The organism is Pseudomonas sp. CC6-YY-74 (genome assembly GCF_002025205.1).
Classification (GTDB): domain Bacteria; phylum Pseudomonadota; class Gammaproteobacteria; order Pseudomonadales; family Pseudomonadaceae; genus Aquipseudomonas; species Aquipseudomonas paeninsulae.
This window is the reverse complement of sequence record NZ_CP019947.1, coordinates 4,588,336-4,605,000: the sequence shown is the minus strand read 5'-3', so window position 1 is coordinate 4,605,000 and position 16,665 is coordinate 4,588,336. Positions and strand designations below refer to the sequence as shown.

The window sequence follows — 16,665 nt, the reverse complement described above, 5'->3', positions numbered from 1 at the left end:
CGGCAAGTCTTCCGGCAGCTCACCCTCGCGCATGCGGTTACCCGCCGAACGATGAGCGCTCGCCGCCGCTTCCTCCCCATGAAAGCGAGCCACTATCTCCTCAGCCAGCTTGATTTTGATATCACGCGGGTTGGCACCATTCTCGACGTCGAGCTTAAGCTGAGCGATCTCTTCCATTGAGCGAAAGCTGAGCAACTCGAAGTAACGCCACATCAGCACATCAGGGATAGACACCAGCTTGCCATACATCACACCCGGGGCTTCCTGTATGCCCACATAGTTGCCCAGCGACTTGGACATCTTCTTGACGCCGTCCAACCCCTCCAGCAGCGGCATGGTGACAATGCACTGCGACGCCTGACCATAGGAGCGCTGCAATTCACGCCCCATCAGCAGATTGAACTTCTGATCGGTCCCACCCAGCTCGACATCCGCGCGCAAGGCAACAGAGTCATAGCCCTGCACTAACGGGTAGAGAAACTCGTGAATGGCAATAGGCTGATTGGTCGAGTAACGCTTGCTGAAATCGTCACGCTCAAGCATGCGCGCAACTGTGTATTGCGAAGACAGCCGAATAAAGTCGGCGGGAGTCAGCTGATCCATCCAAGTGGAGTTGAACGCCACCTCGGTTTTCGCCGGATCGAGGATCTTGAACACCTGGGTCTTATAGGTCTCGGCATTTGCCAACACCTGGTCACGCGTCAGCGGCGGCCTGGTCGCACTCTTGCCGCTCGGATCACCGATCATTCCGGTAAAATCGCCGATCAGAAAAATAACCTGATGGCCCAGCTCTTGAAACTGCCGCAGCTTATTAATAAGCACGGTATGCCCGAGGTGAAGATCCGGCGCCGTCGGGTCGAAGCCCGCCTTGATACGTAGCGGCTGACCACGCTTGAGTTTTTCCACCAGCTCGGACTCAACCAACACCTCTTCCGCACCGCGCTTGATCAGCGCCAGCTGCTCTTCGACCGACTTCATGACAGGACTCACGACCACACAAAATTAAAGGGAACCAACCATACAAGATCACGGACAAATAACAAGTTTTGCCCTATCAGCTCTCGCTTCCTGGCCTATTGCCCCTCCTTTGGGGTTGCCTCGTAGACGATTTGGTTATATTTTATACAGTTACTGCATATTCATCATTTTCTTCATCTTTTCTTTTCATCTATTTAAAGTCAAAAGCCGCCTATGACCCCTATAAGCAAAGCCCCTCCTCTGTACCCGAAAACCCACATTCTGGCTGCCAGTGGCATAGCCGCACTGCTCAGCCTGGCCTTGCTGGTGTTTCCCACACGCGAAGTCGAAGCCAAGAGAACCTACCTCAGCCTTGAACTCGACAGCGGTGCAGAGCTTGTCCTTCGTGAAAAGGATGACCTCCGCCCAGATAGCCCCAGCGATGCGCAAAACACCTCGCCATTCGCCAAAATCGAGAAACCCGCGAATACCCGTAATAGCGCCGAACAAAGCGTTGAGACAGAGAACAACGCCAACCCTAGCGTTGAAGCTTCAGCCACCGCACCAGTCGACCCGAGCCACAAGATAGTCAAGGTTGCGAACGGCGATACGCTCTCCACAATATTTGCCGAAGTCGGCCTGTCAGCGACCGATCTTCACCAGGTATTGAGCAGCAGTAAAGAGGCTAAGCAATTCAGCCGCCTCAAGGTTGGTCAGGCGCTGGAGTTCCAGCTCACCCCGGATGGTCAACTGAAACGCTTGCACAGCAAACTCAGCGACCTCGAAAGCATCAGCCTGGCCAAGAACGATAAAGGCTTTGCCTTCGAACGCGAGCGCGTCAAACCTGACGTCAGAAGCGCCTATGCTCATGGCGTGATCAACAGTTCGCTGTTTTTGTCCGCCAAGCGCGCCGGCCTCTCCCATGGCTTGACCATGGAGCTGGCCAACGTTTTCGGCTATGACATCGACTTTGCCATGGACATTCGTGACGGCGACGAATTTGAGATGGTTTTCGAGGAAAAAGTGGTCAACGACAAACAAGTCGGCACCGGCAATATTCTCTCGGCACGGTTTACTAATCGCGGCAAGACCTACACTGCGGTGCGCTATACCGACAAGCAAGGCAACACCAGCTACTACAGTGCCGACGGCACCAGCATGCGCAAGGCCTTCATCCGCACCCCTGTAGACTTTGCCCGCATCAGTTCACGCTTCTCCAATGGTCGACGTCATCCGATCCTGAACAAAATCCGCGCGCACAAGGGCGTCGATTACGCCGCAGCCCGCGGGACACCAATCAAAGCCGCTGGCGATGGCAAGATCTCTCTCGCCGGACGCAAAGGCGGCTACGGCAACACCGTTGTCATCCAGCACGGCAGTCGCTACCGCACCCTCTATGCCCACATGCAAGGCTTCGCCAAAGGTATCCGCACCGGCGGCAGCGTCAAGCAGGGCCAGATCATCGGCTACATTGGTACTACCGGCCTTTCCACCGGACCACACTTGCATTACGAGTTTCAGGTCAACGGCACCCATGTCGATCCTCTAAGCCAAAAGCTGCCAATGGCCGATCCTATTGCCCGCAATGAAAAGCCGCGTTTCATGCAATTGAGCACGCCCTTGATGGCACGCATGGATAAAGAAAAAACCACCCTGCTTGCCCTCAACAAGCGCTAAGGCCGATGCCGCTCTATCTTGGGGTGATGTCCGGTACCAGCCTTGATGGCTTGGACATCGCCCTGATCGAGCAAAGCGAAAAGATCACTCTACTCGCCACCCATTACCTGCCCATGCCGGATGACCTGCGTGCTGATCTTTTGGCTCTGTGCGCACCGGGCCCGGACGAGTTGGCTCGGGCCGCCATGGTCGAACAGCGCTGGGTGAGACTGGCTGCCCAAGGCATCCATTCGCTGCTGAAACAGCAAGAGCTCAGCCCCACGTCAATCCGCGCAATCGGCAGCCACGGCCAAACCATTCGCCATGAGCCGGCTCGCGGCTTCACCGTCCAGATAGGCAACCCCGCGCTGCTTGCCGAACTGACCGGCATCTGCGTAGTGAGCGATTTTCGCCGCCGCGATGTCGCCGCTGGAGGACAAGGTGCCCCCCTGGTGCCGGCGTTCCATGAAGCCTTATTTGCCGAGCAACACAGCTATCGCGCGGTATTGAATATCGGCGGGTTCAGCAACCTCAGTCTACTCGCACCCGATCAACCTGCGCGCGGCTTCGATTGTGGCCCAGGCAATGTGCTGATGGATGCCTGGATCCAACGCCAACACGGCGACAGCTATGACCGCGACGGCGCCTGGGCTGCCAGTGGCAAGGTGCAGCCCAAGCTACTCGACGCTTTGCTCAGCGACCCCTTCTTCAAAACTCAGGGACCAAAGAGCACCGGCCGCGAGCTATTCAATTTGAACTGGCTCGACCAGCACCTGGACAAGCAACTTCGCTATGCCAAAGCGGATGTGCAAGCGACATTGCTGGAACTGACGGCAATTAGTATCAGCAAGGCCTTGCACAGCGCCCAACGCGAGACTGATGAGCTGCTGGTCTGCGGTGGTGGCGCGCATAACCGTACGCTGATGACACGCCTCGCCGCGCTGCTCCCACACTGCGTAGTCAACAGCACGCAGGCCCATGGCGTGCCTGCAGACTGGGTGGAAGCCATGGCGTTCGCCTGGCTGGCCCATTGCTGCCTGGAAGGCATACCCGCCAATCGGCCGAGCGTGACAGGCGCTTGCGGGCTGCGAGTGCTCGGCGCTATCTACCCTGCCTGACCACGGATTATGCAAGCACAGAAACGACAACGCCGCGCACTTGGCGCGGCGTCATTCCTCTGGGCCGACGTAGCTAGATCGAGAAGGACGAACCACAGCCACAGGTAGTGGTTGCGTTTGGATTATTGATCACGAAACGCGAGCCTTCCAAGCCCTCCTGGTAATCCACCTCGGCACCCGCCAGGTACTGGAAGCTCATTGGGTCAACGACCAGGCTCACTCCTTCGCGCTCGACAATGGTGTCGTCATCGGCGAGTTCTTCATCGAAGGTGAAGCCATACTGGAAGCCCGAACAGCCGCCACCCGTGACGAACACGCGCAACTTCAGGCGAGGGTTACCCTCTTCATCGACCAGGCTCTTCACCTTGCTCGCCGCGCCCTGGGTGAATAGCAAAGCTGTGGGGGTGAAGGTTTCGACGCTCATGCTGAATATCTCCCGGCGCTAGACGCCATACTGCGTTGAGGCCCTGCATTATCCCCTTACCCTACAAAAGCGGTCAACTATTCTGCAGTAACCAGATTTTCCGACAACTCCAAAGGTCGCGGCTGCTCTTTGAGTGGACGCATGCTCCCTTCGATCTGTGCCCCCATGGCCATTTCCATCAAGCCGTAATACAGATTACCGCACACGCGCGCGCGACTACCCAACTCGAGGTGCTCGCTGGCGTAAACATCGCCGATAACCTCGCCGTCGATCACTATGCGGGGGGCGCGGATCTCACCTTCAACCTGCCCCTCGGCACTGACTCGAACCATGCCTTCACTGGTCTGCAGGTCGCCACAGACCCGCCCATCGACCTGTACGGCGCCGTGAAAGCGTAAGTCTCCGTTGAGCTCCGCCCCCGCGGCGATCAGGCTGGTCTTGCCCGTGAAGCGCTGCAAGTCGGTCTTGCGTTTGTCTTTATTCCACATGGAAGGCTGTCACTCCTGGTCGATCCATTTGAATGTCCGCTCCAACGGCTTTTCGCCTTTGATCTCGGCACGCACCCTGATCTGATGCGCAGTAAAGCCGTCAGGCAACTTCAGCTCGGCGAAGCGTCCAGCTTCAGGAATAGCCTGGAAATGCTTGAAAGCAAAGGGAATCACCTGACCACTGAACTGATCAGGCAAGTCTTGCGTCAGTGCGGCCAGCTCCAAACTGACCGCCTTACCGCCCTTACGCCCCTCCACTGTTACCACTAACTGGCCGTCAAGCGGCTTGTCGTCCTTGCCCACCCGGCTGAGAAGTATTTTGTAGCGGAAGTGCCCCGGTCTGTCCGTGGCCTGCAACTCAAAGGCGCGAATACGTAATCCTTCCCGACGACTGGCTGGCGCCAACACGCCTTTGTAGGACGCCAGGTCTTGCTGCTGTTTGAAGATCTGCTCTTCAAGCAACTTGATGGTCAACCGGCTCTGTTCGTTGGCCTGCTGTGCCACTTTTTCGCCACTGCTGGCCACAATCAGGCGTTGGCGCAGCTGATCCAGCTCCTGCTCCAACGCGATCAAGCGCTGCTGCAGCGGCTGGAACTCAACCTCGATCGTCCGAGTTGCGTGCAACTGCCACCAGGTTCCGGCATAGAACGCGGCAGGAATAGCCAGGAGCAACAACAGCAGTACCAGTCGCACCCGGCCTGCACGTCGCGGGTCACTGGGACGGACTTCCCAGCCGGCCATCAGGGCAGCATGGCCGCGTGGGATAGCCCCAGGCGCTCATCAAGCCCGAAAAGGATGTTCATGTTCTGCACTGCCTGGCCGGAAGCACCTTTGACCAGATTGTCGATCACCGACAGCACCACCACCAGATTGCCATCTTGCGGGCGGTGCACGGCAATGCGACAAACGTTGGCCCCTCGCACGCTGCGGGTTTCCGGGTGACTGCCGGGCGGCATCACATCAACAAACGGCTCGCTGGCATAGCGCTGCTCGAACAATGCCTGCAGATCGACCGAGCGGTCCGCCACGGTCGCATACAAGGTCGCGTGGATGCCGCGAATCATCGGGGTCAGGTGCGGCACGAAGGTCAGCCCCACCTCGGAGCCAGCCGCACGACGCAAACCCTGGCAAATTTCCGGCAGATGACGATGCCCTTTGACGCCGTAGGCCTTCATGTTTTCACCCGCCTCGCTGAACAACGAACCGACGCTGGCACCGCGCCCGGCGCCGCTGACTCCGGACTTGCAGTCGGCGATCAACCGCGAAGTGTCGGCCAGTCCGGCTTCCAGCAGCGGGATAAAGCCCAACTGTGCAGCGGTCGGGTAGCAACCGGGCACGGCGATCAGGCGCGCCTGTTTGATTGCTTCGCGGTTGACCTCTGGCAAACCATAAACCGCCTCTGGCAATAGATCCGGCGCGCCGTGGGGCTGGCCATACCACTTGCCCCACTCTTCGGCGTCCTGCAGGCGAAAGTCGGCAGACAGGTCGATCACCTTGGTGCCGGCCGCCAGCAACTCGCCGGCCAGGGCATGGGCGACGCCATGCGGGGTCGCGAAGAACACCACATCGCAGGCACCCAAAGTCGCGATATCCGGGACGCTGAAGACCAGGTCAGGGTAGTGACCGCGCAGGTTCGGGTACATCTCGTCGACGCGCAAGCCCGCCTCTGAGCGCGAAGTGATGACTGCAACTTGCGCCTGTGGGTGCTGCGCCAACAGGCGCAACAATTCCACTCCGGTGTAGCCCGTGCCGCCGACGATACCGACCTTGACCATCACTTGCCCCTTGCAAAAAGCCATTGGAAAGCCGTCGATGATAAGGCCGTAACCGCCAACGGCCAACCGTGCAGATGACGTATCGGAGCCAGGCCACTACTATCGGGCCTATTTATCATTCAGGGAGTCGAACAATGCTCTATCTGTGGCTCAAAGCCCTGCACATCATCGCCATGGTCTGCTGGTTCGCCGGGCTGTTCTACCTGCCACGCCTGTTTGTCTACCATGCCATGAGCGCAGACGACACCAGTCGCGAGCGTTTCTGCATAATGGAGCGCAAGCTGTATCGCGGCATCATGCTGCCGTCGATGATCGCCACCCTGATTTTCGGGGTTTGGTTGGTCAGCCTCAATCCCGGCTACTACTTCAGCCAGGGCTGGATGCACGCCAAGCTCAGCCTGGTCGTCCTGCTGATCGCTTATCAGCACCTCTGCGGCGCCCAGCTCAAGCGCTTCGCCCGTGGCGAGAACCGGCGCAGCCATGTGTTCTACCGCTGGTTCAATGAGGCGCCAGTGCTGGCCTTGCTCGCGGTCGTCATCCTGGTCGTGGTCAAACCCTTCTGAATCTGCCCAAGGAATCCGTATGAGCCTTCCCGCCCTGCTCGAACAACGCCTGCGCCTGCCCGTAGTGGCCGCCCCCATGTTCCTGGTGTCCAACCCGCAACTGGTCCTCGCCTGCTGCCATAACGGCATCGTCGGCAGCTTTCCCGCGCTCAACCAGCGCGACAGCGGCGCCTTCAAGGCCTGGCTGGAAGAGATCGAAGCCGGCCTGCAGGCCGAGTCGGCGCCCTATGCGGTCAACCTGATCGTACATGGCAGCAATCCGCGCCTGCAGGCCGATCTGGCGATCTGCATCGAACAGCGCGTGCCCATCGTCATCACCAGCCTCGGCGCGGCCAAGGAAGTGGTCGATGCAGTACACAGCTACGGTGGCCTGGTATTCCACGACGTGACCACCCGCCGCCATGCGGAGAAAGCCGCAGAAGCCGGGGTCGATGGCTTGATCGCGGTCGCCGCGGGCGCCGGTGGTCATGCCGGCACCTTGAGCCCCTTTGCCCTGATTGCAGAAATCCGCCAGTTCTTCGACAAGACCCTGCTGCTGGCTGGCTGCCTCAATCACGGCCATGAAATTCTCGCCGCGCAATTGCTCGGCGCCGACCTGGCCTACCTCGGCACCCGCTTTATCGCCACTCAGGAGAACAACGCTCCGGCGGCTTACAAGCAGATGGTTGTGGATGCCCAGGCTGCCGACATCATCCACACCCCAGCGGTATCCGGCGTGCCGGCCAGCTTCATGCGCCAGAGTCTGGAACTGGCCGGCTACGATCTCAAGCAGCTGCAAAACAAGGGCGAGATCAACTACGGCGAGAAGCTCAAACCGATCAGCGACGAGGCCAAGGCCTGGAAAACCGTGTGGTCGGCCGGCCAGGGCGTCGGCAGCATCGCCGATTTGCCGAGCGTCGATGCGCTGGTGGCGCGCCTGGATCGTGAATACCGCGATGCGCAGCGTCGGGCCCAACTTCTGCAGCAGCGCTGGTCGCGCTGAAGCACTCTCCCAGCAGTCAGATCGCCAGCCGCGCCCCATACACTGAACTCGCCCTGGCCAAGCGCAACGGCAGAACGGCCAATACGCCTATCACCTATAACGGCGGCCACGTCACAACTGCGCCGAAGCTGCCGGGCCGCTTCAGCAAACTATGCCGATTACACGCTGGTGGTTTTGTCAGCCGCAGGACGACGCACGCAAAGCTGTGAAGCAACCAGCATATTTGTGCGCCAGCCTGCTTGTTCAGAGCCCTGCAGGCCCGCTAGGCTGTAGTGGCCATGTACCCATAGCGCCGACAAGGACACTCGCATGACCCAAGCCCGCTTCAAGATTGTCTTCAATGGCGAATTAATGCCGGAAGTCGCGCTGGAAACCGCCCAAGACAACCTTGCACGCCTGTTCAAGAGCGACCGCACGCGGATTAACGCGCTATTCAGCGGCACCCCTATCGCCATCAAACGCGATCTGCAGGAGAGCGAGGCCGACCAATACCTCGCAGCCCTGCATCGCGCGGGCGCCAAGGCACGCAAGGAGCCGGACCTGGCCGCCAGCCTGAGTCTGGTCGACACCGAGGATCACCGCACTGACGATGCGGCAAACAATGCCAGCGTCGAGATGACCTGCCCCAAGTGCGGGCACCTGCAAGCCAAGGCGGCGAAATGCGCTGCCTGCGGCATCATCATCGATAAATTTATCGCCCGTCAGGCTGCGCTCAGCGAGAACACACGGCCAGTCCAGTCTCAGCAGCCCGGCGCTATCGGCAAGACCGCTAATACACCCTACGCAACACCTCTGGCGACAGTGGCAGAAGCACTGCCGGAGTTCGGCGAACTCGAGGTATTCAGCCTCAACGGACGCATCGGCCGCCTGCGCTATCTGGCCTGGTCGCTGATGCTGTTGCTGGGGGCGCTGGCCCTGTTCGGCGTGGCCAGCATGGGCTTGGCCATTTCCGAAATAGTCGGTGGCATCCTGATAGCCTTGGTTGGCATTGGCATAATGGTCGTCAGCGTACAGATCGGCGTGCAGCGCCTGCATGACATCGGCTGGTCCGGCTGGCTCTGGCTGATCAACCTAGTGCCTATTGTCGGTGGCGTCTTCGCCCTGTTGATGCTGGTCATTCCTGGCACAACCGGGGCGAATCGCTACGGCCCACCAGCACCGCCCAACAGTCGCGCGGTCAAGGTACTGGCCTTGCTCTGGCTACTGGTCCCGGTACTCGGCATCCTGGCAGCCATCACCCTGCCCGCCTACCAGGATTATGTGAACCGCGCGGGCTTCTGACTCGCAGCGCAACCCTCATCGCGGCATGAGGCCAGGCCCGCCCCTCCCGGAGAAACCTCATGCCTCGTTACGCCCTCATAACCGGAGCCTCCAGCGGTATCGGTCTGGCTCTGGCCGAAGCCCTGGCACGTCGCGGGCGTAGCCTGATCCTGGTTGCACGGCAACGCGATGCACTGGACAGCATCGCCTGCGAGCTGACCCAGCGCTTTGCCGTGGAAGTCCTGTTCCGCGCCTGCGACCTCGCCGAACCACTGCAAATCTCCGGCCTGCTGCATGAACTGGAACAGAGCGAGCTGTCCATCGACCTGCTGATCAACAGCGCCGAGGTGGACACTTGTGGTGCCTTCGTCGCTCAGGACTGGCGCGGCGAGCAGCAACTGATCGAGGTGAACATCCTCGCACTCGCCCGACTCTGCCATGCGCTCGGCACGGTGATGGCCGGACAGGGCAGCGGGCAAATCCTCAATGTCGCCTCGCTGGCGGGATTTCATCCCGGCCCATGGATGAGTAATTACCACGCGAGCAAGGCTTACGTCCTGCACTTCTCCGAAGCCCTGCGTGAAGAGCTCAAGGAATACGGCGTTCGCGTGTCAGTCCTCTGCCCAGGGCCTACGCGCAGCGCACTCTTGCGCTCGGTACAGGTGGACAGCGCACAGCCGGAACACGACAAACGGATGCTCAGCGCCGAGGAGGTGGCGCTGATCACGCTCAAGGCGCTGGATAAAAACCGCGCGATCATCATCCCTGGCTGGCGCAATCGGCTGCAGGCCATGGCGCCGCGCCTGGCACCGCGCTGGCTGGTGCGCAAAGTCGCGGCGCGGCTCAACCGGACGTTCAACCGCAGCTGATTAGGCCAAGACCGTACGATCGTGAGCCCAGGCGCGCAAGGCATTGAGGTTCTCGGCCATCACCACCGACAAGGGTGCAGTGCTCTGGATGCTGTGCAGCAGCAAGGCCTGATCGACCGCCTGTTGTTGCGCCTGGGCGGCATACAGGGCGCTGACCACCACCTGCTCGATCTCTGCCCCGGAAAACCCCGCGCTGGCACTCGCCAGCAGGTGCAGATCGAACCCTGCGGGTTCCAGTTCGCGCCGCGCCAGGTGAATGCGGAAGATCTCCGCGCGCACAGCCTGATCGGGCAAGTCGACGAAGAACAGCTCATCGAACCGCCCCTTGCGCACCAGTTCCGGCGGCAGCCGCTCGATGGCGTTGGCGGTCGCCACCATGAATACCGGCGCCTTGCGCTCGGCCATCCAGGTCAGCAGCGTGCCGAGCACACGTTGGCTGACGCCGCCGTCATGCTCGCCGCTGGCCAGGCCTTTCTCGATCTCATCGATCCACAGCACACAGGGGGCCATCTGCTCGGCAAGGCTCAAGGCCTCACGCAGGTTGCGCTCGGTCTCGCCAAAAAACTTGTTGTACAGGCAGGCAAAGTCCAGACGCAGCAAGGGCAAGCCCCACAATCCGGCCACGGCCTTGGCGGCCAGACTCTTGCCTCCACCCTGCACGCCGACCAGCAGCATGCCCTTGGGCAGGTCGACGCCCTGGCCGTCGAGGAAAATCCCCTGGCGTTCGGCCAACCAGCGCTTCAGGTTGCTCAAGCCGCCGATCTCGGCGAAGCGTGCGGTGTCGTACTCGAAGCTCAGCACCCCCTCAAGATCCAGGAGCTGGAACTTGGTCTTGTTCAGTTCCGGCAAATCCTCCTGGGTTATCGCGCCGTCATCGCAGATCACATTGCGCGCCAACACCCGCGCTTCGCCATGACTCAAGCCGCGCAGATTCTTCACCACCTGCTGCAAGGTACGGTTATCGGTGCGCACCCGGGCATTGTGATTGCGCTCGCTCCAGCGGCTGGCTTCCTCGCGCACGATCGCCAGCAACTCATCTTCCGACGGCAGCGCCAGGCTGAAGCGCGCGGCCAAGCGTTGCACCTCCGCCGGCAGCTTGCAGGCATGGGAGACCAGCACCAGGGTTGGCGCCTGCGGCGTATCGCGCATGGCGACTTCCTTGAGCAAGCGCACCAACTTGGGGTTGTCGGCGAGAAACGGATGCAGGTCGCACAGCACATACAGATTCGCCTGCGGATCGGCCTTGATCAGCCGCAACGCGGCCTCCGGCTCCTGGCTCGCCCCTTCGCCCAGCGGCTCACCGCCGAAGCCCAGGCGCTGCAGGCCTTCGGTCACCGACCAGGTGTGCAAGCCAAGGCCACGCTTGACCGCCAGACCGGTCAGCGTTTCCAGCACGCGCGGCTCATCCCAGGACTCGATGAGGATCAGCTTGACCCTGGAGTCGAGCACCAGGCCCAGATCATGGATATCGTTCTTCACACCTGCTCCTTGTGGCGATCATCTGGCCGGGATCAACCCAGCCCGTTAGACTCGGGCCTCATTCAACAGGCCAGGAGACTGTGCCATGGACTGTCTGTTCTGCAAGATCGTCGCCGGTGAAATACCCGCACGCAAGCTTTATGAGGACGATCAAGTGATCGCCTTTCACGATATCGGCCCCAAGGCCCCGGTGCATTTCCTGGTGATCCCGAAAAAGCACATTCACACCCTCCACGACCTCGGCGAAGACGACAAAGCCCTGGCCGGGCACATTCTCTATACCGCTCAGCGCCTGGCCAAAGAACAAGGCTGCGAAGAAGGTTTTCGCGTGGTGATGAACTGCAATGAATTGGGCGGACAAACCGTTTACCACATCCATATGCATGTCCTTGGTCAACGGCAGATGACCTGGCCGCCGGGCTGAGCAACGACTCCCGCCCTGCCCGACGCCCTGACGCCGGTCAAGCCGCGGCACAGCGATTGGGGTAAACTTGCCACTCTCTTTTCGCCGGAGGTGCCCGATGGCCAGCGAACGTCACTACTCCCCCGTAGACCGCCTGTTCCTGCAAGCGGACGCGGCTCTGCGTACCCTGCTGCCTTTCAGCGGCCAGCCCAGTCGTCCCTCACCGGCCATCGTGCAGGCGGAGACCGAACTGGATGAACCAACCGCGCGGCATGTCGCTGGCCTGATGCGCATCAACCACACTGGCGAGGTATGTGCCCAGGCGCTGTACCAGGGCCAGGCGCTGACCGCCAAGCTCGCACAGGTACGTAGCGCCATGGAGCATGCCGCCGCTGAGGAAATCGATCATCTGGCCTGGTGCGAGCAACGTATCCGCCAACTCGGCAGCCACCCCAGCGTGCTCAATCCGCTGTTTTATGGTCTGTCTTTTGGTGTCGGCGCCGTGGCCGGCCTGATCAGCGACAAGATCAGCCTGGGTTTGTCGCCGCCACCGAAGATCAGGTGGTCAAACACCTCAGCCAACACCTGCAACAGCTACCGCTAAACGACGACAAGTCACGGGCGATCCTCGAGCAGATGCGCCTCGATGAAGAACGCCATGCCACCAGCGCCCTGGAGGCCGGCGGCATGCGCTTCCCGACGCCGGTAAAAATCGGCATGACCCTGCTGTCCAAGGTCATGACCAAGAGCGCCTATCGGCTGTAGCTGCGAGCAAGATGATGGCAAAAGCATAAAGGGCGCCGCTGGCGCCCTTTATACTTTTCACTCGCAGCTTATGGCTTGGCGCTTATAGCGGCTTCACCCAGCTCGATGATCTCATAGTCGTGGCTGATCTCGACCCCGGCACGGCCGAGCATGATCGAGGCCGAGCAATACTTCTCCGCCGACAGCTCCACCGCACGCTTGACCTGCGCCTCTTTCAAGCCTCGGCCCTTGACCACGAAGTGCAGGTGGATCTTGGTGAACACCTTGGGTTCTTCGCTGGCCCGTTCGGCCTCAAGAAAGGCCTCACAGCTCTCGACCGGCTGTCTGGATTTTTTCAGGATGCTGACCACATCGAAGTTGCTGCAACCGCCCAGACCGATCAGCAACATCTCCATCGGGCGCACACCCAGGTTACGCCCACCGCTCTCCGGCGGGCCGTCCATCACCACCGCGTGACCACTGCCCGACTCGCCGATAAACAGGGCTTCGCCGGCCCATTGAATGCGCGCTTTCATTAGCAAGCCTCCACTGTTAAAAAGGGGCGCAGCTTAGCACAGCCCTTTTCACGGCCTGGCTTCAGCCTTCTGCGCGGAAGTTCCGCGGCAAGATGCTAGCCAGGTCGCAAAAACGACCCGGCCCTTGGCGTGTTTGTTAAGCTGACGCCGGATTACTGGCACACTGGCCAGATAACTATAAGAAATTGCCTGTCAGACAAAGGCTTACCTTTTTATTTTCGGGACTCGGGCATGGTCGCAATTACCCTTACACCTAAAATCAAGAATTTCGACAAACTCCTCGCACATTGTCACCGCCGCCGTTATACGGCGAAGAGCACCATCATCTATGCAGGCGATCGCTGCGAAACCCTGTTCTTCATCGTCAAAGGTTCGGTCACCATTCTGATCGAGGACGACGATGGCCGCGAAATGATCATCGCCTACCTCAACCCCGGGGATTTCTTCGGCGAGATGGGCCTGTTCGACAAGGACGGTGCGGAGAAAGAGCGCAGCGCCTGGGTGCGCGCCAAGACCGAATGCGAAGTCGCGGAACTCAGCTACGCCAAGTTCCGCGAACTGACCCAGCAAGACCCGGACATCCTCTACGCCCTCGGCAGCCAGATGGCCGAACGCCTACGCAACACCACGCGCAAGGTCGGCGACCTGGCGTTTCTCGATGTCACCGGCCGCGTCGCGCGCACCCTGCTCGACCTGTGCAAACAGCCGGACGCCATGACTCACCCGGACGGCATGCAGATCAAGATCACCCGCCAGGAAATCGGCCGCATCGTCGGCTGCTCGCGCGAGATGGTCGGTCGCGTGCTCAAGGCCCTGGATGAACAAGGCCTGGTCAACGTCAAAGGTAAAACCATGGTGGTGTTCGGCACCCGCTGAAGTCGCCAGGTATAAAAAAGCCGGCGCATGCGCCGGCTTTTTTATTATTCGCAGCGATCAGTCCACCGCAGGGCTGGCGATCATCCGCCGGCGCTCGGGAAAGAACAGCCGCTCCAGTTCGACCCCTGGATTTTCCGCACGCATGAAGGCTTCGCCGACCAGAAAAGCATACACCTCGCTGATTTCCATCAGCTCGACATCGGCGCGATTGAGAATGCCGCTCTCGGTCACCACCAGGCGGTCACGCGGAATTCGCGGCAACAGATCCAGCGTGGTCTCCAGGTCGAGTTCGAAGGTATGCAGGTTACGGTTGTTGATTCCCACCAGCGGGGTGTCCAGGGTATTCAACGCCCGCTCCAACTCATCGCCATCGTGCACTTCGACCAACACATCGAGATCGAAGGCCTTGGCGGTCGCCGCCAATTCGGCCATCTGCGCATCGGACAGCGCCGCGACGATCAACAGCACGCAATCGGCGCCCAGGGCACGGGATTCGACGATCTGGTAGGGGTCGATCATGAAATCCTTGCGGATCACCGGCAGGCCGCAGGCGTTGCGTGCTTCCTGCAGGTAGAGGTCGGCGCCCTGGAAGAAATCCTCGTCGGTCAGCACCGACAGGCAAGTCGCCCCACCGGCCTGGTAACTGCGGGCGATGTCCGCCGGGACGAAGAGCTCACGCAGCACCCCCTTGCTCGGCGAAGCCTTCTTGATCTCGGCGATGACCGCCGGTTGCTTGCGTTTGGCCTGTTCCTGCAAGGCCCGGGCAAAGCCCCGCGGGGTATCAGCGGCACGGGCCTGCTGCTCGACTTCCGCAAGGCCGACGATGGCGCGACGCTCAGCCACTTCTTCGGCCTTGCGGGCAAGGATCTTCTCCAGAATGGTTGGAATGCTCACCCTTGATTCTCCTGCTTGAATACCGCGGTAAAGGACACCAGCTCCTGCAGCTTCTCCCAGGCCAGCCCGGTATGCAGCGCATCATGGGCCCGTTCTACACCTTCTTTCAGGCTGCTGGCCAGATCGGCGGCATACAGCGCCGCCCCGGCATTCAGCACGATCATGTCGGCCGCCTTCTGGCCCTGCTCGCCCTTGCGCTTGGTTAGCGCATCACGGATCAGAGCCAGCGATTGTTCGGCGTCATCGACGGTCAAACCGATCAGGCTCTGGCTCTTGATGCCGAAATCTTCCGGCTGAATGATGTACTCGCTGACCACGCCGTCTTTCAGTTCGGCAACGAAGGTCGGTGCCGCCAGGCTGATCTCATCCAGACCATCCTGGGCATGCACCACCAGCACATGCTCACTGCCCAGACGCTGCAGCACCTCGGCCAACGGCCGGCACAGCGCCTTGCTAAACACCCCCAGTACCTGATGCTTGACCCCGGCCGGATTGGTCATCGGCCCAAGCATATTGAAGATGGTACGCAGGCCCAATTCGCGACGCGGGCCGATGGCGTACTTCATCGCGCCATGGTGGGCCGGGGCGAACATGAAGCCGACTCCCACGCTCTCGACACAGCGCGCCACCTGCTCGGGGGTCAGGTTGAGGTTGACCCCGGCGACCTCCAGCAGATCGGCACTGCCGCTCTTGCCCGAGACCGCCCGGTTGCCGTGCTTGGCCACCCGGCCACCGGCCGCGGCGACGACGAAGGCCGCCGCGGTGGAGACGTTGAAGATATTCATGCCGTCGCCACCGGTGCCGCAGGTGTCGACCAGGTGCTCGGCCTCGATCTGCACCGGCGCGGCCAGCTCACGCATGAGCTGCGCCGCACCGACGATCTCGTCGATGGTCTCGCTCTTCATGCGCAAACCCATGAGGAAGGCGCCGACCTGCGCGTCCGTACACTGGCCGGTCATGATCTCGCGCATCACATCCTGCATTTCTGCAGTGCTCAGATCGAGCTGACTGACGACCCGATTGAGGGCTTCCTTGATGTTCATGCGCGCATGCCTCCATGTTGTTTGAGGAAGTTGGCAAAGAGCTCATGGCCCTGCTCGGTGAGAATGGATTCCGGATGGAACTGCACGCCCTCGATATGCAGGGTCTTGTGCCGCAGGCCCATGATTTCATCGACCGCGCCATCTTCCAGCTGAGTCCAGGCGGTCATTTCCAGGCAGTCCGGCAGGGTTTTACGCTTGACCACCAGGGAATGATAGCGGGTCACCGTCAGCGGATTGTTGAGGCCGGCGAACACCCCGATATTTTCGTGGAACACCGGGCTGGTCTTGCCGTGCATCACCTGGCGCGCACGCACCACGTCGCCGCCGAAGGCCTGGCCGATGCTCTGGTGGCCCAGGCAGACGCCGAGGATCGGCAGCTTGCCAGCAAAGTGCTGGATGACCGCCAGCGACACGCCGGCCTCGTTGGGCGTACAGGGCCCGGGCGAAACCACGATGCGCTCGGGTTGCAGCGCGGCGATCTCGGCGACACTCAGCTCGTCGTTACGGATCACCTTGACGTCGGCCCCCAACTCGCCGAGGTACTGCACCACGTTGTAGGTAAAGGAGTCGTAATTATCAATCATCAGCAGCATGGCAG

The 16,665-nt window shown here is 60.7% G+C and carries 18 protein-coding genes and 1 pseudogene (1 of these 19 only partly in view); 9 read left to right on the top strand and 10 right to left on the bottom strand.

Going from position 1 to position 16,665, the window contains the following annotated elements:
* Positions 1 to 978, bottom strand: partial view of a tyrosine--tRNA ligase gene (gene tyrS, locus B2D37_RS20885; RefSeq protein WP_079204505.1) — the 5' portion only. The gene continues 222 nt to the left of window position 1, outside the view; only the first 978 of its 1,200 coding nucleotides appear in the window; its start codon is at positions 976 to 978; the stop codon falls past the left edge of the window.
* Between the two features lie 213 nt (positions 979 to 1,191).
* Between tyrS and B2D37_RS20880 the strand changes: the two genes are divergently transcribed.
* Both B2D37_RS20880 and B2D37_RS20875 read left to right on the top strand, forming a co-directional pair.
* On the top strand, positions 1,192 to 2,634 hold the full coding sequence (locus tag B2D37_RS20880) for a peptidoglycan DD-metalloendopeptidase family protein (RefSeq protein ID WP_079204504.1): 1,443 nt from the start codon (positions 1,192 to 1,194) through the stop codon (positions 2,632 to 2,634).
* 5 nt (positions 2,635 to 2,639) lie between these two features.
* Positions 2,640 to 3,731, top strand: coding sequence for an anhydro-N-acetylmuramic acid kinase (locus B2D37_RS20875; RefSeq protein ID WP_079204503.1), 1,092 nt, complete (start codon positions 2,640 to 2,642; stop codon positions 3,729 to 3,731).
* Positions 3,732 to 3,804: 73 nt separating this feature from the next.
* Here the strand turns inward: B2D37_RS20875 and erpA are convergent, their stop codons facing one another.
* From erpA to argC, 4 genes are all read right to left on the bottom strand, one after another.
* Positions 3,805 to 4,155 (bottom strand): iron-sulfur cluster insertion protein ErpA, encoded by a 351-nt coding sequence (gene erpA, locus B2D37_RS20870; protein WP_079204502.1) that lies wholly within the window; start codon positions 4,153 to 4,155, stop codon positions 3,805 to 3,807.
* A gap of 77 nt (positions 4,156 to 4,232) precedes the next feature.
* The gene (locus B2D37_RS20865) at positions 4,233 to 4,643 is read right to left on the bottom strand and encodes a polymer-forming cytoskeletal protein (RefSeq protein WP_079204501.1); all 411 of its coding nucleotides are present in this window, start codon (positions 4,641 to 4,643) and stop codon (positions 4,233 to 4,235) included.
* Between the two features lie 9 nt (positions 4,644 to 4,652).
* Positions 4,653 to 5,384 (bottom strand): DUF6776 family protein, encoded by a 732-nt coding sequence (locus B2D37_RS20860; protein ID WP_154067133.1) that lies wholly within the window; start codon positions 5,382 to 5,384, stop codon positions 4,653 to 4,655.
* Positions 5,384 to 6,418, bottom strand: coding sequence for an N-acetyl-gamma-glutamyl-phosphate reductase (gene argC / locus B2D37_RS20855; RefSeq protein ID WP_079205060.1), 1,035 nt, complete (start codon positions 6,416 to 6,418; stop codon positions 5,384 to 5,386). Before argC ends, B2D37_RS20860 begins: the two co-directional genes overlap by 1 nt.
* A gap of 134 nt (positions 6,419 to 6,552) precedes the next feature.
* Between argC and hemJ the strand changes: the two genes are divergently transcribed.
* The 4 genes from hemJ to B2D37_RS20835 all read left to right on the top strand — a co-directional run bounded on the left by hemJ (position 6,553) and on the right by B2D37_RS20835 (position 10,092).
* Entirely contained in the window at positions 6,553 to 6,981 is a 429-nt protein-coding gene (hemJ, locus tag B2D37_RS20850; RefSeq protein WP_079204500.1) for a protoporphyrinogen oxidase HemJ, read from the top strand.
* A 19-nt stretch (positions 6,982 to 7,000) separates the two neighbouring features.
* Entirely contained in the window at positions 7,001 to 7,963 is a 963-nt protein-coding gene (locus B2D37_RS20845; RefSeq protein ID WP_079204499.1) for a nitronate monooxygenase family protein, read from the top strand.
* 309 nt (positions 7,964 to 8,272) lie between these two features.
* Positions 8,273 to 9,244, top strand: a complete 972-nt coding sequence (locus B2D37_RS20840; protein ID WP_079204498.1) for a DUF805 domain-containing protein — start codon at positions 8,273 to 8,275, stop codon at positions 9,242 to 9,244.
* A gap of 59 nt (positions 9,245 to 9,303) precedes the next feature.
* Complete coding sequence (locus tag B2D37_RS20835; RefSeq protein WP_079204497.1) at positions 9,304 to 10,092, top strand: SDR family oxidoreductase; 789 nt, start codon at positions 9,304 to 9,306, stop codon at positions 10,090 to 10,092.
* Here B2D37_RS20835 and B2D37_RS20830 read toward each other — a convergent pair whose 3' ends face one another.
* Complete coding sequence (locus tag B2D37_RS20830; RefSeq protein ID WP_079204496.1) at positions 10,093 to 11,571, bottom strand: AAA family ATPase; 1,479 nt, start codon at positions 11,569 to 11,571, stop codon at positions 10,093 to 10,095.
* An 85-nt stretch (positions 11,572 to 11,656) separates the two neighbouring features.
* On the opposite strand from B2D37_RS20830, the gene B2D37_RS20825 reads away from it, so the two are divergent.
* A complete protein-coding gene (locus tag B2D37_RS20825) occupies positions 11,657 to 11,995 on the top strand; it encodes a histidine triad nucleotide-binding protein (protein WP_079204495.1) in 339 nt (112 codons plus the stop codon).
* A 97-nt stretch (positions 11,996 to 12,092) separates the two neighbouring features.
* Positions 12,093 to 12,739: pseudogene (gene coq7, locus B2D37_RS20820) on the top strand (2-polyprenyl-3-methyl-6-methoxy-1,4-benzoquinone monooxygenase).
* A gap of 68 nt (positions 12,740 to 12,807) precedes the next feature.
* On the opposite strand, the gene B2D37_RS20815 reads toward coq7, so the two are convergent.
* On the bottom strand, positions 12,808 to 13,254 hold the full coding sequence (locus tag B2D37_RS20815; RefSeq protein WP_079204494.1) for an OsmC family protein: 447 nt from the start codon (positions 13,252 to 13,254) through the stop codon (positions 12,808 to 12,810).
* A 231-nt stretch (positions 13,255 to 13,485) separates the two neighbouring features.
* Here B2D37_RS20815 and crp point away from each other — a divergent pair, with 231 nt between their 5' ends.
* Positions 13,486 to 14,130, top strand: coding sequence for a cAMP-activated global transcriptional regulator CRP (gene crp / locus B2D37_RS20810; RefSeq protein ID WP_079204493.1), 645 nt, complete (start codon positions 13,486 to 13,488; stop codon positions 14,128 to 14,130).
* Positions 14,131 to 14,187: 57 nt separating this feature from the next.
* On the opposite strand, the gene trpC is transcribed toward crp, so the two are convergent.
* From trpC to B2D37_RS20795, 3 genes are read right to left on the bottom strand one after another with little or no spacing between them, the layout of a single operon-like run.
* Positions 14,188 to 15,024 (bottom strand): indole-3-glycerol phosphate synthase TrpC, encoded by an 837-nt coding sequence (trpC, locus tag B2D37_RS20805; protein ID WP_079204492.1) that lies wholly within the window; start codon positions 15,022 to 15,024, stop codon positions 14,188 to 14,190.
* Positions 15,021 to 16,067: an anthranilate phosphoribosyltransferase gene (gene trpD / locus B2D37_RS20800; protein ID WP_079204491.1), complete on the bottom strand. Its 1,047-nt coding sequence runs from the start codon at positions 16,065 to 16,067 to the stop codon at positions 15,021 to 15,023. The genes trpC and trpD overlap by 4 nt, the downstream gene beginning before the upstream one ends.
* A complete protein-coding gene (locus tag B2D37_RS20795; protein ID WP_079204490.1) occupies positions 16,064 to 16,660 on the bottom strand; it encodes an aminodeoxychorismate/anthranilate synthase component II in 597 nt (198 codons plus the stop codon). The genes trpD and B2D37_RS20795 overlap by 4 nt, the downstream gene beginning before the upstream one ends.
* Positions 16,661 to 16,665 lie beyond the last annotated feature (5 nt).

What these genes read in the sequence shown, in the direction of transcription:
- B2D37_RS20880 (WP_079204504.1), top strand. Translation starts at nt 1,192, where the DNA reads ATGACCCCTATAAGCAAAGCCCCTCCTCTGTACCCGAAAACCCACATT.
- B2D37_RS20875 (WP_079204503.1), top strand. Translation starts at nt 2,640, where the DNA reads ATGCCGCTCTATCTTGGGGTGATGTCCGGTACCAGCCTTGATGGCTTG.
- erpA (WP_079204502.1), bottom strand. Translation starts at nt 4,155, where the DNA reads ATGAGCGTCGAAACCTTCACCCCCACAGCTTTGCTATTCACCCAGGGC.
- B2D37_RS20865 (WP_079204501.1), bottom strand. Translation starts at nt 4,643, where the DNA reads ATGTGGAATAAAGACAAACGCAAGACCGACTTGCAGCGCTTCACGGGC.
- B2D37_RS20860 (WP_154067133.1), bottom strand. Translation starts at nt 5,384, where the DNA reads ATGGCCGGCTGGGAAGTCCGTCCCAGTGACCCGCGACGTGCAGGCCGG.
- argC (WP_079205060.1), bottom strand. Translation starts at nt 6,418, where the DNA reads ATGGTCAAGGTCGGTATCGTCGGCGGCACGGGCTACACCGGAGTGGAA.
- hemJ (WP_079204500.1), top strand. Translation starts at nt 6,553, where the DNA reads ATGCTCTATCTGTGGCTCAAAGCCCTGCACATCATCGCCATGGTCTGC.
- B2D37_RS20845 (WP_079204499.1), top strand. Translation starts at nt 7,001, where the DNA reads ATGAGCCTTCCCGCCCTGCTCGAACAACGCCTGCGCCTGCCCGTAGTG.
- B2D37_RS20840 (WP_079204498.1), top strand. Translation starts at nt 8,273, where the DNA reads ATGACCCAAGCCCGCTTCAAGATTGTCTTCAATGGCGAATTAATGCCG.
- B2D37_RS20835 (WP_079204497.1), top strand. Translation starts at nt 9,304, where the DNA reads ATGCCTCGTTACGCCCTCATAACCGGAGCCTCCAGCGGTATCGGTCTG.
- B2D37_RS20825 (WP_079204495.1), top strand. Translation starts at nt 11,657, where the DNA reads ATGGACTGTCTGTTCTGCAAGATCGTCGCCGGTGAAATACCCGCACGC.
- B2D37_RS20815 (WP_079204494.1), bottom strand. Translation starts at nt 13,254, where the DNA reads ATGAAAGCGCGCATTCAATGGGCCGGCGAAGCCCTGTTTATCGGCGAG.
- crp (WP_079204493.1), top strand. Translation starts at nt 13,486, where the DNA reads ATGGTCGCAATTACCCTTACACCTAAAATCAAGAATTTCGACAAACTC.
- trpD (WP_079204491.1), bottom strand. Translation starts at nt 16,067, where the DNA reads ATGAACATCAAGGAAGCCCTCAATCGGGTCGTCAGTCAGCTCGATCTG.
- B2D37_RS20795 (WP_079204490.1), bottom strand. Translation starts at nt 16,660, where the DNA reads ATGCTGCTGATGATTGATAATTACGACTCCTTTACCTACAACGTGGTG.